This window comes from Aquimarina megaterium XH134, from assembly GCF_000520975.1.
Lineage (GTDB): Bacteria > Bacteroidota > Bacteroidia > Flavobacteriales > Flavobacteriaceae > Aquimarina > Aquimarina megaterium.
This window is the reverse complement of record NZ_JACB01000029.1, coordinates 55,423-71,685: the sequence shown is the minus strand read 5'-3', so window position 1 is coordinate 71,685 and position 16,263 is coordinate 55,423. Positions and strand designations below refer to the sequence as shown.

Annotated in this window: 14 protein-coding genes; 7 read left to right on the top strand and 7 right to left on the bottom strand. The window is 33.7% G+C overall.

From position 1 onward, the window contains the following. Positions 1 to 7: 7 nt before the first annotated feature. Entirely contained in the window at positions 8 to 415 is a 408-nt protein-coding gene (locus Z053_RS0114700) for a TM2 domain-containing protein (protein WP_025665768.1), read from the bottom strand. 208 nt (positions 416 to 623) lie between these two features. Between Z053_RS0114700 and Z053_RS0114695 the strand changes: the two genes are divergently transcribed. Continuing rightward, complete coding sequence (locus Z053_RS0114695) at positions 624 to 1,046, top strand: hypothetical protein (protein ID WP_024769902.1); 423 nt, start codon at positions 624 to 626, stop codon at positions 1,044 to 1,046. A gap of 64 nt (positions 1,047 to 1,110) precedes the next feature. Here the strand turns inward: Z053_RS0114695 and Z053_RS0114690 are convergent, their stop codons facing one another. The 6 genes from Z053_RS0114690 to Z053_RS0114665 form a co-directional block, all read right to left on the bottom strand. Then, positions 1,111 to 1,494 (bottom strand): VOC family protein, encoded by a 384-nt coding sequence (locus tag Z053_RS0114690; RefSeq protein ID WP_025665767.1) that lies wholly within the window; start codon positions 1,492 to 1,494, stop codon positions 1,111 to 1,113. Between the two features lie 10 nt (positions 1,495 to 1,504). Then, the gene (locus Z053_RS0114685) at positions 1,505 to 1,963 is read right to left on the bottom strand and encodes a DUF1801 domain-containing protein (protein WP_025665766.1); all 459 of its coding nucleotides are present in this window, start codon (positions 1,961 to 1,963) and stop codon (positions 1,505 to 1,507) included. Positions 1,964 to 1,986: 23 nt separating this feature from the next. Next, the gene (locus tag Z053_RS0114680) at positions 1,987 to 2,508 is read right to left on the bottom strand and encodes a DUF4199 domain-containing protein (protein ID WP_025665765.1); all 522 of its coding nucleotides are present in this window, start codon (positions 2,506 to 2,508) and stop codon (positions 1,987 to 1,989) included. Between the two features lie 101 nt (positions 2,509 to 2,609). After that, positions 2,610 to 3,026, bottom strand: coding sequence for a response regulator transcription factor (locus Z053_RS32150; protein ID WP_025665764.1), 417 nt, complete (start codon positions 3,024 to 3,026; stop codon positions 2,610 to 2,612). 25 nt (positions 3,027 to 3,051) lie between these two features. Next, complete coding sequence (locus tag Z053_RS0114670) at positions 3,052 to 3,672, bottom strand: HD domain-containing protein (protein ID WP_025665763.1); 621 nt, start codon at positions 3,670 to 3,672, stop codon at positions 3,052 to 3,054. Next, a complete protein-coding gene (locus tag Z053_RS0114665; protein WP_025665762.1) occupies positions 3,666 to 4,607 on the bottom strand; it encodes a 2-hydroxyacid dehydrogenase in 942 nt (313 codons plus the stop codon). The genes Z053_RS0114670 and Z053_RS0114665 overlap by 7 nt, the downstream gene beginning before the upstream one ends. Before the next feature lie 90 nt (positions 4,608 to 4,697). Between Z053_RS0114665 and Z053_RS0114660 the strand changes: the two genes are divergently transcribed. The 6 genes from Z053_RS0114660 to Z053_RS0114635 all read left to right on the top strand — a co-directional run bounded on the left by Z053_RS0114660 (position 4,698) and on the right by Z053_RS0114635 (position 16,186). Further along, the gene (locus Z053_RS0114660; protein ID WP_025665761.1) at positions 4,698 to 6,374 is read left to right on the top strand and encodes a tetratricopeptide repeat protein; all 1,677 of its coding nucleotides are present in this window, start codon (positions 4,698 to 4,700) and stop codon (positions 6,372 to 6,374) included. Positions 6,375 to 6,492: 118 nt separating this feature from the next. Then, positions 6,493 to 7,071, top strand: coding sequence for a helix-turn-helix transcriptional regulator (locus Z053_RS0114655; protein ID WP_025665760.1), 579 nt, complete (start codon positions 6,493 to 6,495; stop codon positions 7,069 to 7,071). Between the two features lie 223 nt (positions 7,072 to 7,294). Then, complete coding sequence (locus tag Z053_RS0114650; protein WP_025665759.1) at positions 7,295 to 9,571, top strand: T9SS type A sorting domain-containing protein; 2,277 nt, start codon at positions 7,295 to 7,297, stop codon at positions 9,569 to 9,571. A 278-nt stretch (positions 9,572 to 9,849) separates the two neighbouring features. Further along, on the top strand, positions 9,850 to 13,662 hold the full coding sequence (locus tag Z053_RS0114645; protein ID WP_025665758.1) for a T9SS type A sorting domain-containing protein: 3,813 nt from the start codon (positions 9,850 to 9,852) through the stop codon (positions 13,660 to 13,662). Beyond that, positions 13,659 to 14,342 (top strand): fibronectin type III domain-containing protein, encoded by a 684-nt coding sequence (locus tag Z053_RS0114640; protein WP_025665757.1) that lies wholly within the window; start codon positions 13,659 to 13,661, stop codon positions 14,340 to 14,342. Before Z053_RS0114645 ends, Z053_RS0114640 begins: the two co-directional genes overlap by 4 nt. A 167-nt stretch (positions 14,343 to 14,509) precedes the next feature. After that, positions 14,510 to 16,186 (top strand): tetratricopeptide repeat protein, encoded by a 1,677-nt coding sequence (locus Z053_RS0114635; RefSeq protein WP_081748274.1) that lies wholly within the window; start codon positions 14,510 to 14,512, stop codon positions 16,184 to 16,186. Positions 16,187 to 16,263 lie beyond the last annotated feature (77 nt).

Below are 16,263 nucleotides of genomic sequence, written 5' to 3'. Positions count from 1 at the left end.
TTTATTATTAGAACCAAGGCTTTCTACCCACTTGATATGTTTGATAAAACTCGTCATCAGATTTTGTTAAATACATAATCCCTTCTACAAGACCGATAATTGATGGAACGTATATAGTTAATATTCCTATGCCTAAACACATTAGAGGAAATGAGATTAAAGTTATTCCCAGTAGAATAAAACCTTCTTTTTGGTATCCTAAAATGAATTTATGAACTCCAAGCCATCCTAGAAAAATAGCTAAAATACCAGCAAGAACTTTTTTATTATCTGCAGAATTAACAAGTTCTTTAGCCTCTTCGGCAAAATCACTGGCTGCTTCTTTGGCATCATTAGCAAATTCTTTTGCTGCTTCTGCCGCTTCTTCTGCTCCTTTTTTTATATCGTCCCCTAGGTTGTTGTTTTCTTCACTCATGTTGTTAAAATGATTTATTAGTTTGGAGAAAATTACAAAAAAATATCAATTAAAAATCAGAAGATTAATAAGAATATTTGTAGGTGCTAATTATTAGTATATAGGATAACTATAGTAGGGTAAATTTTGATAAGTCATATTTATTGTTATATTTGGTATAACAACTTTGAATAAAAAAACAAACACTAACCTTTTAAATTTGAAAACTATGATATGGGGAATCTCATTAATCGTTTTAAGTATTCTTGCAGTACCATCATTACTATTATCTAAAAAACCAAATGCAAAAGAGCTTTTAGAGAAAATTGAACCTTACCAAGGTTGGATTGGATTTATATTTTGTATTTGGGGTATTTGGGGTATTATTTCTGCAATTTTAAACCTGGGGTGGCTTACAACATATCCTATTTGGTGGATAACCTTGTTAGCAGGAAATATTGTTTCTGCAACATTAGGATTTATGCTTGGATTTGGTCTCATCAGTAAATATTTTTTATCCAAAAGTGAAGAGGCAAAAGAAAAAGCAAATCGCCTTAGAGAAAAACTAGCTCCCAAACAAGGTAAGCTAGGTATCATAGGAATAATAGTTGGCTGCTGGATGATTGTAGCATCTCTTTTATTCTTTATGTAATATTCTAAATGAAATTATATATAAAAAAAGGTTGGCTACATAGCCAACCTTTTTTGTTAGAGTTTTACAAGAATGCTTTATCGACAGGTTCCCAAAGCTCAATTTTATTACCTTCGGGATCTACAATCCATCCAAATTTACCATATTCATATTCTTCTACTTTATCAATAACAGTTACTCCTTCACTTTTAAGAACTTCGAGAAGTTCGGTTAAGTTTTCTACTCTGAAATTCATCATAAATTCTTTCTTACTTGGGGCAAAATAAGTGGTGTCGTCTTTAAAAGGACTCCATTGTGTAGAACAATCGTTACCTTCTTTGTCTTTCCACCAGAATGTACAACCATAGTCATCTGTATTAAAACCTAGATGATCCCTGTACCAATCTTTTGTTTTTTTTGGATCAGCCGTTTTAAAAAATATACCTCCTATTCCTGTTACTCGTTTCATAGTTATATTGTTATTTGTTTTTTACTTTAGATTCATACATTGCAATCCATTCTTGCGGAGTCATTTTACTAGATAGTTCTGCGATCAATTTCATCGGAATCTGATCGATCTTTTTGAAACGGATACAACTTTTACCCATATCTAATTTTGTTTTTACATACTTAGGGTATTCACCAACAAACCAGTCCATTAATTCGGGATTTGCATAAATACCACTATGATAAACTGCTATAAAATTCTTCTGCGAAGCAATATTCATAAAGGGTAAAGGTAATTTAGGATCACAGTGATACCCATCTGGATATAAGCTATGCGGTACAACATACCCTATCATACCATAGCTAATCTCTTCAGAAAATCCTTTAGGAAGATTGTCTTTTATTACTTTTCTAAGCATACTCATGGCTTCCTTTCTTTCTTCAGGAATAACTTCTATATACTCATCAGGTGTTTTGGCTTTGTATTGCATACTATTTTTATTGTATTATTTTTTTAATTACCTGGTATTGGTTTACGTTGTAGTATTAGTGCTGAAATTAATGAAATTATAAATCCAATCAGAAATACCGTTGCAAACATTAAAAAGAAGCTCATAAACCTGTTAGAAAATAGCTCTTTTTGAGCCTCTAACTCTGCCAATTTAGTTTCAAGTTCGGCCTGCGGGAGAGAATTTTTCATTTGCTCAACGTAATGCGAATAGTATTCTGTCACAAAATCTGGATTGATGTATTTGATATAAATTACATCTAATATCCCAAATGCCAAAGCAGCAATAAGAGTGATGAGTATACCTATCAATAATGCTTTTCCGAAGGAAACAATACCATTATTTTCTTTATCCCGATAATGTTTAATGCCAAGGAACACAAAAAGTAACGATACTATTATACCGGCATATCCAATTACTTCTTGAATAGAGTAATCCAGATTTTTCCCTAAAAACCATCCTGCAAGTGCTAACAGACATATAGAAACTGCACTTCGTAACCCATAACGTATAATTGTATTTTTCATTGATTTATATGTATTTATTGTTAGACCCAAATGTAAATTTAGGCTAATAAATAGCATTCATACTAAAGTATGAAATTTAGAATATATGAGGTTGAAATACTTTAAAGAGGTATAATTTGTAGCTCTTTTGCAATTTGTATAGCCTGAGTACGTCTTTTCGCATCTAGTTTTACCAGCATATTAGAAACATGAGTTTTTATAGTGCTTTCTGAAACAAAAAGTTTTTCGGCTATCTCTTTATTTGATAATCCCATAGCAATCTGACATAAGACTTCATACTCTCGTTTACTTAATCCCAGTTCTTCAATTTTTTGATAATTTATTTCCTGTGTGGGCTTTTTCTTTTTGTGCAGAATTCTTCTGTTTATTACAATACCAATTACAAAAAAAATAACCGCGATTATGGCAATTATGGTTTCTATCGATGTATCTCCTGCAATAACACTGTATTTACTTAACTGAAAAAGAGCTAGTATTGCCAGAACTAAAGCTGCAAAAGTAAAAATTGTTTTCTTCACTCTATAAATGTAGTAAAACTGAAATTTAATTTGAAAGCAAATCAATTTCCTGTTGAAGATTTTCTTTCGCTTTCCCTTCAAATTTTTTGTAGAAATATTCAGATTTAAAGATGGCCTGCATATGTATAAAATGATTTAAAACTTTGATTCTTCCTTTGTTGTACATAAAATCAGGATAGTATTTATATTCTTTCCTTACGTTTTTGTAATAAGTCTCATAGTTTTTCCAATCGCTTCCTAATATAGAGAGATCAGCATCGGTAAAATAGTTGATGTCACTGCTTTCAGAATTGTTGTGCCCTTTGGTGGCCAATATCATATCAGAGCAAAGCGTGATGCGGTTTTTGTCTATCGATGATGAATTTAGCACTTCTATTGCTTTCTTTGCACTTTGTTCTTCATTATCCTGTTTTAGGATATTATAAATATAATCATGATAAAACAATGCAAATAAAACCATATCCCAATCTTTGATTTTGTTTTTGACTTCAACCAAATTATGATACAGATGGTCTAGATGTGAAAGATTATGATAGTATCTGGCCTTTTTACTATGTTGTTTAACAATATCGCCCCACAAGGACTCAATATATTCTGAATCTTGAGTGTAGTTTGATAATAATGTAGTAAATACTTGTTTTAACAAAACTCGGCTTTAATTTTATCAACGATTGTCTGTGCTAATTTTTCTTTAGACTCTACAGTCCAACCAGCAACATGTGGACTTAAGATCACATTATTCATTTTAAGGAGTTTCTTAAATTCTTTTGGCATGTCATTTTCTGAAGTAAATAAGTTTTCAAAAGATGATTTTTCGTATTCTAAAACATCTAACCCTGCTCCTAAGATTTTTCCTTCTTCTATACCTTTGACCAGATCTTTGGTAACTACACTTTTTCCTCTGGCAGTGTTGATCAGCCAAAATGGTTTTTTAAATTTATTAATAAATGTTGTGTCGATCATGCCAATTGTTTTAGGGGTTTCTGGGGTATGAAGGCTTAATACATCGGTCTTTTCAAAAAGTTCATCAAGTTCTACTTGCGTTGCATCAATGTTTTCTACATCATCTTTAATGTCATAGCAAATAACTTCGACTGCAAAACCACGTAGTTTTTTGGCAAAGGCTCTACCCATATTACCATACCCGATAATACCCACCGTTTTTCCATCTAGTTCTACACCACGATGCTCTTCACGAAGCCATTGTCCGTTTCGTACACTATGATCTCCATTATTTAATTTATTAAATAACGATAATATCATTCCTAATGCATGTTCGCCCACAGCATTGCGATTCCCCTCTGGTGCGTTAAATAGTTTGATCCCTAGTTTCTCGGCATGTTGGATATCAATATTTTCTAATCCGGCACCTATTCGACCTATAAATTTTAGGTTTTTTGCTTTGTCTAAAAATATTTTGTCAATTTTAAATCTACTACGAATGATAATCCCACTATAATTATGAATTTTGGATTCGATTTCTTCTTTTGTAGAAGTATAATCTTCATCATTTTGAAAACCAACTACTACAAGTTGACTTAAAAGTAGAGGGTGATTTGTATCGAGGTGAAGTATTTTCATATATTTTGTATAGGTTTTCAAAATTAGTTAATAAAAGATTAGATACAGTATCTTTGGTAATAATCAAACCGTATTTTAAGACTATTTAACTTGAAAACAGAAAAATTTATACTACTATTTCTCTCGTTTGTAAGTATTACAGCACTTTTCTCGCAGGAGGTTGATACTACCCTGGTTCGTCTCACATCTGCATTAGATATGGCTATAGAAGATACAACCAAGGTAAAGGCAATGTTAGAGCTTGGCGAATACCAGCTAAAGCGGGATTTTAGTTCGGCTGAAGGTTATTTTGATCAAGGATTGACATTGCTCGGAAATAAAACAGAAAACCATTATCAAAAGTTTAGAACGGCATTGTATGTACAGTTGGGTGTGGTGCATAGGAGAAAGGCAGAGTATCCAAAAGCGATTGAGTATTATGTAGAAGCATTAAAGTATTATGAGCAAAATAACAATGTTTCAAAAATAGCTGATGTATACCATAATATGGCCTTAGTATATCGCTATCAAAAAGAACATCGAAGAGCTATAGAAAACTACAAAAAAGCAATTGCATTAAAAGAAAAAGTGAAAGATACGTTTGGGATGGGTGCTGGATACAATATGCTTGGAGTTTCTTATCGACAAAATAAACAACTGGATTCTGCTCTAATTTGTTATCAAAAAGCAGAAGAATTGTTTACCGCAATCAATAGTAAAGAAGATTTACATGGGGTATATGGTAATTTGGCAGTATTATATGGTATTCAAGGAAAATATAACCAATCTATACCTTTAAAAAAGGCAAACTTAGCTTATTATAAGAAAATAGGAAAACGTCTTTCTATATGTGTGGAGTATTATAATCTTTCTGAAGACTTTAAAAAAATGAAAGATTGGCCAAACTGTTTGAAGTATACAGATTCTTCGTTACAGGTAGCTTTAGAAGAAGGTTTTGCAGAACGAATATCTGTTGCTTATCGAAGAAAAAGTTTCGTTAATGCCAAGATGGGTGATTTTGAAGATGCTTATCAAAACTACCGCAAATTTAATAGAAAGTCTGATGAAATTTTTAATCTGAAGAATGCCAAAAAGATGCAGGCGTTGGAGTTGAGTTATCAATTTGAAAAAGAAAAACAAGCAGATAGTTTAAAGTTTGCTCAACAAAAGCATGAAGTTGAATTGATAGCCGAAACGGAAGCTTCAAAAAAAAGACTATACTTTATTTTGCTTATGATCTCAGTTCTCGGTGCCATGATAATCGGATATTTAGTACGACGTAATTATATCCAGAGGTCAAAAGTAACCCAATTAGAATTTGAAAATCAAAAAGCTATTCTTGATCGGCAAATTAAAGCGAAAGAAGAAAATATAAAGCATCTTATTGCCGATAACAGTATGCGCCTTGCATTTAAAGAAGAGTTGCTGAATAAGATAAAGAATGAAATCATTGATGAAGACCCTAAGAATATGATTACTGCGTTAAACTCTTTGACGACTCAATTACAAAGACAAATTTCTACAGAAGGAAAACTTTCGGGACTTCAAGAAAAAATTAATGATGTAAATCAGAACTTTGATAATGCGCTAAAAAAATTATACCCAGATCTTACAAAAGGTGAACGTGAGGTATGTGCATTACTACGACTCAATTTATCTATCAAAGAAATTATGACCGTTCGCGATGTATCTTCAGATTCAGTAAAATCAATGAGGAGAAGGATCCGTAAAAAAATGAAAATACCATCAGATATAGAACTCGAAAAATTTATTAGGAGTCTGGTTTAGATGTCTCATACGTAGCCTTACGTATTTTAGGGTTGAAAAGGCCATTGACACATTTTGCCACCTGGATATTTTGGAACAGATCGAGCTTGTAAATACTATTGTATAAAATCTTTTTTATATGATAGAATCATTACTTGCCTTTACTGTTACTGTCCTTGTCATTGCGTTGGTTATTATTGGATACCTGCAATACAAAAATTACAAGTATCGAATAGATGTTAAACGTGTAAAACACGATAATTTAATTTTGGATCAAAAACTAGCTATCAAAGAAGAAGAAATTAAAGAGCTTTTGTTTGATAAAAATCAGCAATTACTTTTAAATGAAAACATCATTCGAAAACTGAAGAGTGAAGTAATTACTACAAACACCTCTGAAGAAGCACAAAAATTATGCTTATTAACTGCACAATTACAATTTCAAATAGCATACGAAAAGAGATTGACAACGGCACTTCAAAAAACAACAGATATTAATCAAAGTTTTGAAAGCAAATTAGAAATATTATACCCCGAACTTACCCCTCATGAACGCGAAGTATGCACCTTATTTTCACTTCAATTATCGATGAAAGAGATTATGAAAATTCGAAATTTATCTCTAAATGCTATTCAATTGATTCGAAAACAAATCCGGGAAAAAATGAATATCCCTATCGAAATCGAGCTTGAAAAGTTTATCCGGGAGCTAGCTTAAATGAATGATCGTTATTGCTCTTTTCTTTTATTACACTAAGCTTGTAGAAGTGTAGTTTTCAATAGGCTTAAGCCGATCAATTATAAAGCTTCATACACTCTATATGTATCCTTCACTTATTTTTTACTGAAATAGGTAAATGACACCTTTTGACACTGTTTAAACTATCTTAAAATCAGGTATCTGTAGTATTTTTGTTTCATTGTCTAATAAACCCCAGAATATGATAAAACAACTACCCTTCGTTTTAACAGTCTTTTTAGTATCCTTTAATAGTATCATTGCACAGGTTGGAAACCAATCCACAGGATCTGCAATCACTCCAGCACAATCTATAACAGATCATACACCATCTCCATATGACGGCACAGTAACTTATACACCGGGTGATTTATTGACGACTGGAGACTGGAATCTTTCTATAGGGTCTGGTGCTGGTGCTTCTTTAACTTCTGCTTTTAGTAATGTATTAATAGGCGGTATGGCCGGAGCATTATTTGAAGATACAGGTGTTAATGATAATATTGTAATTGGAAACTTTGCGGCGGATCAAACACTAGATGCTTTTGATAATGTATATATCGGGAATTATGTGGCAAGAAATGCTACAAACTCTGATAATGTGATTATAGGTCATCGCGCAGGATCAAATCTAACAAGTGGAAGGGATAATACTATTGTTGGAGAAGAAGCTGGACGTAACCTTATCGATGGAGAAGATAATGTACTCATTGGTGAAGATGCCGGGTATGAGTTAACTACAGGTGATGACAATTGTTTTGTAGGAAGTAGAGCTGGAGCAAAAACAACTACAGCTAGTGGCAACACTTTTGTTGGTGGAGAGGTTAAAAGTTTCACACCATCAACTCTGGGTAATGGAGTTGATTATGATTTTAGTACCATTGGTGGAGCAGTAGGTGCATCAAATACGACAGGTGAAGCCAATACGTTTATAGGTTCTGGTGCCGGTCTGGATAATGTTGATGGTTTTGCAAATACTTTTCTAGGGTATGCAGCTGGAGCTAATAGTCAACATGCAGATGGAAATACATTTATAGGCTATGGTACAGGTTGGGATAATAATAGAACCAATAATAGAAATGATGCCAATAGAAATACCTATATGGGAGTACTTACTGGAGGCACCAATAGAGAAGGATCTGATAATATAGGGATAGGTTGGAAAGCTGATTTTGCAGGAAATGGTGTCAATGGATCTTCGGATAATCGAAATCAACGAAATATCTTTTTAGGGAATTCTGTATCAGTTTTTGGAGATGATCAAGTGATTATTGGTCATCAAGCTCGATCAACAGGTAATAAGGGATCAATCACTATAGGTGCATTGAGCAGTACAGGAGGTTCTTATGCAGCAGCAATAGGGTATGATGTAGATGTTGCTCAAGCCAATACCATGGCGCTCGGAGGAAATACTGCTACTAATCGAATGAGTGTAGGAATTGGTACTGTAGCGGCCAATCCAAATGCTTCTTTAGAGCTTGCCGATACCGATAAAGGTTTTTTAATAAATAGAGTAACTACAGCACAACGTACGGCTATGGAAACTGCTGCAGCAAGTGGTAACCCTTTGGCGACTACTGAAGCAGGAATGCTCGTATATGATACTGATCTTTCTTCTTTATTTGTATGGGATGGCACACAATGGGTAAATTCGACCATAGATACCAACACAGATACCGATGATCAAACGATAGATGAATTTCAGTTAAATGGCGATGATCTCGAATTATCCTTATTAGACGATGCAGAGGCTACTAAAACGGTTGATCTTTCAAAATATTTGGATAATACTGACAGCCAGGAGCTTTCATTGGCAACTAATACCTTAAGTATTTCTGGCGGAACAACTACAGTTGATCTTGCAGGATATTTGGACAATACCGATAGTCAAGAACTTTCTTTAGCGACAAATAGCTTAAGCATTTCTGGTGGAACAGCTACAATTGATCTTGCAGGATACCTGGATAATACCGATACACAGGATTTAACTTCGGCAAATTTAAGTGGTACTAACCTAACGATTGCTATAGAGAATGGCGCTTCAGTATCGGTTGATTTAGCACCTGTATTTTCTTCACTAACATCAAATCTTGATGATGCACAAAGTGAAATTGTAGATTTGCAAACCGAAAACACCGCACAACAAGTCCTTATTAATGATTTGATTACTCGTATTGAAGCTTTGGAGAGCAATGTTGTTGGTGAAATTAATAAAAGTAATACACCGATTTTATATCAAAATATTCCTAATCCGTTTAATGGTACTTCGTCTATCAAATATTACCTGCCTACCGGGATTAATAATGCTACGGTTGTGTTTAGTAATTCAGTAGGACAGGTGGTATCTACGGTAGCCATAAAACAAAGTGGTGATGGAGAACTAAATATTAATAGTGATGGCCTGGCTGCAGGAACCTATTTCTATACCTTATACATAGGAAGTCGAAAAATCGATACTAAAAAGATGGTGATAGAATAGATTAAATGCTATGTCACATCGAGTGATCCGACCAAAGGAGGATTGTATCGAGATGTAATAGGAACAAGATAGTTCAATCAAAGTCCTCGATACAATTTTTCTCCACTATATTATAAAAAACCACTCGAACTGATGAAGTATATACTTCACATAATCACATACGTATCCCTACGTACTTCTTTCTAAAACAGGATAATGACACCTTTTGACACCGTTAAAATTGTCTCAAAAACAAGGCTTTGCCCTATTATTGCAATTGTGTTTAAAACCCCTTTAATATGAAAATAAGATTACTTTATGTGGTTTTTTTATGCTTTAGTTTTTCGACATATGCTCAATATACAGCTATTCCAGATCCTAATTTTGAAACGGCATTAAATGCCTATGACGATATTGCTAATGATAATCAGGTCCCTACTGCAAATATTGCAAGTCTTACTACATTAGATATATCTAATAGTAATATTTCTGACCTAACCGGTATCGAAGATTTTGTATTACTAGAGACATTGCAAGTGCATAACAATAATATTTCAACAATAAATCTTAGTACTTTGGTGAACCTGATTGCTTTTAGAGCTACTCGAAACCAATTAACCGCGTTAGATGTAAGTAATCAACCTGCTTTGGAAAGTCTTATTGTAGATGGAAATTTGATTGAGACATTATCAATAAACTCTACTGTTTTGACGATTTTGCAAATCACAGGAAACGAATTAACAACTTTAGATACTTCCGGATTTCCACTTTTAAGACAATTATTTGTAGGAGGTAATGATGTAGATTCTTTAGATTTAAGTCTAAATCCAGCGCTAGATAGGTTAGAATGCCAAAGAACTAATATTGTTTTTCTAGACCTTTCGATGCTTCCAAATCTTGAAAATGTAAGAGCATTTAACACAAACTTGAAGTTTTTGAATGTAAAAAACGGGAACAATACAACTATCCAACAGTTTGAAGTTCACAACAACCCTGATTTAGAATGTATTCAGGTAGATAATGCAGCAGATGCTAATGCGGGGTTGAATAATTATGCGGGATGGCAAATAGATGCAGCTACCTCTTCTTATGCAAATCAGTGTCTTACCAATGTACCTGATGATAATTTTGAGCAAGCTCTAATCGATGCTGGATATGACTCAGGACCCTTAGATAATTTTGTGCCTACCGCTAATATTGCAAGTGTAGAAAGCTTTAATGCTGGTACAGGAGGAGCATTGTATAATAAAGGAATCACCGATCTTACCGGTATCGAAGATTTTGCTTCTTTGATACAACTATGGTCTGAAGGAAACCCTATAGAAAATATAGATGTAAGTGAAAATATTAACTTAGAAATTTTGACATTTATTAATTCGGAGTTAGGCGGTTTAGATCTTACTTCGAATACAAAATTGAAAAGGATAGCTGTTGGGAATTGTCCATTAGCAAATATAAATGTTACAAGTAATACAATGATGACACATATAGTCATCTGGAACACCATATTATCAAGTATAGATATAAGTGCAAATACAGCAATGACCAATTTGTCTATTTCAGACAGTCCCATAAGCAGTATAGATCTTAGTACAAATACTGCACTAGAAAGATTATCTCTTAATAATACTCAATTAACAAGTATAGATATAAGTAATAATACGTTACTAATAGATTTAAAGCTGGATACTAATCCCATTGCTGGTTTAGACCTAACTACAAATACAGCACTAACTTCTCTATCTGTTGAGAATAATCAATTCACAAGCATAGATCTAAGTAACAACATTTTGTTAACAGAATTGGAGTGTAACAATAATCAGTTAACCAGTTTAGACCTTAGTACCAATATAGAATTAATAGAATTATATTGTAACAATAATGCATTAACAAGTTTAGACCTAAGTGCCAATGATAAAATAGAATATGTAGAAATCAATGATAATCAACTCACATTTCTAAATCTAAAAAATGGAACTAATGAGACGGCAGATCTTGATTTTTTAACAGCTATAGGAAATCCTGATCTTCGTTGTATCCAGGTAGATAATGCAACCGCTGCAAATGCTGGAACTGGTAGTTATAGTGGTTGGATAAAGGATGCTGCAGCATCATATAGTGAAATGTGTACAGATTGTGCTGTAGACGGTGTAACTATTTCCTCACAAGCAGAGTTAGATGCCTTTATTACTACCTTGGGAAGTTGTAATACAGTTAATGGAAATCTTATTATAAGACGAGCTAACGATGTGACAGATCTTTCTGGTTTAGCAGGTATTGAAGTTATTAATGGCTTTTTAAATATTGGTGATAGTGACATGATAACAAACCTTACAGGATTAGAGAATCTACATACGGTAACCGAAAAAATAGCTGTATTTCGTAATGATGCGCTTAATGATATTACTGCACTTTCAGGAATCACAAACCCTGTTAAAAGACTTTTTGTATATGATAATGTGATGTTGACTGATATTTCTACAGTATTGAATTTTACCATAACCGAAGTTGTAAACATACGAGATTTAACTCTCAATCACGCATTGGTATTTCCTAATGTAACAACCTTAACAGGATTGAATTCGCCTATTGACAGACCGGGATCGATAACATTTCAAGACCTTATAGTGGCAGGTCCAGGTATTAGCTTTCCCAATCTTACGTATATCGAAAATGTTTTTACGATGAGAAATGTAGAAGCTAGTACAACGTCATTTCCTTTACTAACCGAAGTAGGATTAAGTTTCTCAATATCTAATGTAAATAGTACAGTGTTTAATTTTGATTCGATAGAGACCTTGGGCAATTTTTCCCTTGATAGAACTAGTCTTACTGACCTTTCGCCGTTTGCTACAGTAACATCTATTGGAGGGCAGGTTACTATTCAAAATAACCCAAATCTAACCAATCTTGAAGCTTTTAGTAATGTATCTGCTGCTGAGGTGTCCCTTACAGTGGATGGTAATGTTTCTTTAACCAGCTTAAATGGGTTAGAATTTATTTCTGGAACAATTGGATTGATCACTATCGAAAGAAATTCTGTATTAACCAATATTGATGCCTTACAATCGATAACTTCTACACGGTATTTTCGAATTAGAGATAATTTGATCCTTGATAATGTAGATGGATTACAAAATCTTACTGAGACTACAGAAACCGACATGGGAGCGTTTTTACAATCAACCATATCAGGTAATGCGATAACTTCGTTGAATCTTACGAGCCTGAGAACAGTCGCAAACCGGTTCAATATTGTAGAGACCGAGGTAACTAATTTCTGTGGGTTATATCCCTATGTTACCGATGGTGATGGGCAAACTACTCTTAATCTTACAGGAAGCTCCTTTACCATTTCTGATGTTTTAACTTGTGAAGATGTTTTTAGTTGTCCACTATATAGTTTGCCATCAGATAATTTTCAAATTCAAGCATTTAGTGAGACCTGCTCAGATAAAAATAATGGGATGATCACTATTGCAGCTGCTGAAGCATTATCCTATATCGCTACAGTAGATGGAAATACTTATGATTTTACATCAACACAAGAGATTGGTGATTTGACACCGGGCACGTATACCATGTGTATTGCTATCAATGGGATTACAGATTGCGAGCAATGTTTTGAATTAACGATTGAAGAAGGCGAAACACTAGAAGGGAAGACAAGTATACAAAGGGATGCTACGGGTAAAAAAGTAGTTGTGGATATTACTTCTGGTACAGCTCCTTATACGGTAACAATCAATGATGAGGTGATTGGAGCGTATAATGCAAATACTTTTTCATTAGATGTTGATCAATCAGGAATATTAGCAATCCACTCTAGCCTGGCTTGCGAAGGAAAATTATCAACCAAGATAGAAGGTTCTGATGCCATTACTGCGTATCCTAATCCTACAGCATCTTATATAGAACTCACCCTTTCTGATCGTATAGGAGATAATAGTACTATCGAGATGTATAATGCACTAGGTATGATGGTCTCTTCTGGAGTGTATAAGACTGCAGCAAATAAAGTAAAGATATCTATGGAAGATATGCCAGTAGGAATCTACTTTATTCGTATAGATGGATCAGCTTCACAACCCCTTAAAATCGTAAAACAATGAGAAATTTCTATATCGCAATATTAAGTTCATTATTTCTGTTTTCCTGTAGTGGAGATGATAATACGGTAATTCCTATAGTAAATACAGTTCCTTCGATACCGAGTTTGGTATTTCCTACCAATAATCTGGTATGTACTAATTTTAATCTGGAGTTTGATTGGGGAGCTGCTGTGGATAGTGATGGAGATTCAATACGTTATACGATCGACATTGCTACAGATACTAGTTTTGGCACTATTTTGTTTACGGCTACCACTAATGAAACGATCCAAACATTTACTTTAGAAAAAGGTACTACTTATTTTTGGAGAGTAAAGGCAAGTGATAGTGCGGGTAATGAGAGTGAATATTCAGATGTGCAGACGTTTTTCACAGAGCCAGATGCAGGAGTAAATACGATTCCGAATGCTCCTTTATTAACAAGTCCTTCATTGGGGGATAGCGTATCAGGCACCAATATCACTTTGGATTGGGATGCTACCGATGGAGATAACGATCCTTTAACCTTTGATCTTTACTTTGGAGATACAAACCCACCGGTTTTAGTTTCAGAAGACATGAATGTTTCAACATTTGATGTGACTATATCAACCAATACTACATATTATTGGAGAGTTGTGGTTAAGGATGATAAGCAAGGGGCTACTATAGGTCAGATATGGAATTTTAGAACGGAATAATTAAAACTATAATAACAAGCAGTTACAGAGGTATGTGGCCGTAACACTTTTTCATCAAAACCACTCAATTATTTTGAGTGGTTTTGTTTTTTCAAGAGGTATGAAGAATACCTAAAATGATAAACTGAAATAATAGGTAATTATATTTATTAGTAAGTTTGCTAGTGATGAAACACTATATACTCTTTCTACTCTTTTTAGTATCATGCTACTTTTATTCACAAGAAGCTGATAACACGTTGGTTAGGTTAGAAAAAGAACTGCAATATGCATCTACAAGATCTGATAGTATAAATGCAATGTTGCTGTTAGGAGAAATTCAATATGATCGGGATTTTAGCATTACAGAGCAAATCATTGATAAGGCATTGGTGCTAATAGGTTTAAAAAATGATAGCATTAGTCAACAACAATTAGCAAAAGCCTATGTTATAAAAGGAGTCGTAAATAGGCGAGAAGCTGATTACCCTAAAGCTCTTGAGTATTATCTCAAAGCCCAGAAGATTTATAAAAGTCAAAATGATTCTTTGCACATCTCTGATGTATATCACAATATGGGGATGGTATACCGCTACCAGAAAGCCCATGATAAGTCCATTGATCTATATAAAAAAGCTATTACTATAAAAACACTGTTAAAAGATACACATGGTATTGCTGCGGGATACAATATGATGGGAGTTTCATACCGTCAAACCAAAAGAATAGATTCGGCACTAATTTACTATGATAAAGCAAAAGAGTTATTTAATACTATCAATAGTGCGGATGATGTACAACGGGTAAATAATAATATGGTAGCGGTGTATAGAGATAAAGGCAACTATGAAGAAGCACTTCGACTTGCTTCGGAAAATATTAGATATGCAAAACGGCTTGAAAAAAAGCTTTCCTTATGTACTGCTTATTATAATGTATCTACTATTTACAAAAGGAAAAAAGAGTTTAATAAGGGGATTAAATATGCAGATTCTTCTTTGATGATTGCGCAAGGAGAAGGTTTTAGAGAACGTATTGCCAAAGCATATCTTCGGAAAAGTTTTTTGAATCATCTTAAAGGAAATTATAAAGATGCATATTTTGATTATAGAACATTTAATCGGCATTCAGATTCGATTTTCAATATTGAAAATATAAAGAAAATTCAAGCATTAGAATTAAGCCATAAATTTGATCAGGAAAAATTAGCAGATAGTTTAGTATTTGCACAAGAGAAACGAGAAGTAACTTTATTGGCAGAAACTGAAGCTTCAAAAAAAGGGTTATATCTGGCATTGCTTTTAATAGCTGTGGTAGCTGCTTTAATAATAGGATTTTTGGTAAGAAGAAATTACCAAAACAAAGCCCGAATTTTGATCGAAAAAATAGAAAAAGAACAAGCACAAAAAGAGTTACTAGAGGCAAAAGTGAAAGCGAATGAAGAAGAAACCAAACGACTGATTGCCGATAACAGTATGCGTTTAGAATTTAAACAAGAGTTATTAGACCGATTAAAAAATGAAATAGCACCAGAAGCTTCAAATAAAGTGAAAGAAGCAATTAATTCTCTAACTTCAGAGCTACAGGTGCAGATTAAGACCGAAGGAAAATTATCTGAACTACAATCTAAAATTGAAGAAGTCAATAAAGGTTTTGATGCTAAGCTTCGCGACTTATATCCATCACTTACTAAAACTGAACGTGAAATGTGTGCATTGCTTCGCCTCAATTTATCTATCAAAGAGATTATGATCGCTCGTAATGCTTCATTAGATTCAGTGAAATCTACACGTTACCGCATCCGTAAAAAACTTGGACTTTCCTCTGGAGAAGAATTAGAACAATTTATACAGACTATTGTTTAAACTCGTATACGTAACCCTACGTAAATTGTAGCGAAAACAGGAATTTGCCACTTTTTACCACCATTAAAATTTCCATA

Excerpts from the sequence above, each read along its gene's own strand:
- Z053_RS0114640 (WP_025665757.1), top strand. The coding sequence starts at position 13,659 with ATGAGAAATTTCTATATCGCAATATTAAGTTCATTATTTCTGTTTTCC.
- Z053_RS0114645 (WP_025665758.1), top strand. The coding sequence starts at position 9,850 with ATGAAAATAAGATTACTTTATGTGGTTTTTTTATGCTTTAGTTTTTCG.
- Z053_RS0114655 (WP_025665760.1), top strand. The coding sequence starts at position 6,493 with ATGATAGAATCATTACTTGCCTTTACTGTTACTGTCCTTGTCATTGCG.
- Z053_RS0114665 (WP_025665762.1), bottom strand. The coding sequence starts at position 4,607 with ATGAAAATACTTCACCTCGATACAAATCACCCTCTACTTTTAAGTCAA.
- Z053_RS0114685 (WP_025665766.1), bottom strand. The coding sequence starts at position 1,963 with ATGCAATACAAAGCCAAAACACCTGATGAGTATATAGAAGTTATTCCT.
- Z053_RS0114690 (WP_025665767.1), bottom strand. The coding sequence starts at position 1,494 with ATGAAACGAGTAACAGGAATAGGAGGTATATTTTTTAAAACGGCTGAT.
- Z053_RS0114650 (WP_025665759.1), top strand. The coding sequence starts at position 7,295 with ATGATAAAACAACTACCCTTCGTTTTAACAGTCTTTTTAGTATCCTTT.
- Z053_RS0114635 (WP_081748274.1), top strand. The coding sequence starts at position 14,510 with ATGAAACACTATATACTCTTTCTACTCTTTTTAGTATCATGCTACTTT.
- Z053_RS0114680 (WP_025665765.1), bottom strand. The coding sequence starts at position 2,508 with ATGAAAAATACAATTATACGTTATGGGTTACGAAGTGCAGTTTCTATA.
- Z053_RS0114700 (WP_025665768.1), bottom strand. The coding sequence starts at position 415 with ATGAGTGAAGAAAACAACAACCTAGGGGACGATATAAAAAAAGGAGCA.
- Z053_RS0114695 (WP_024769902.1), top strand. The coding sequence starts at position 624 with ATGATATGGGGAATCTCATTAATCGTTTTAAGTATTCTTGCAGTACCA.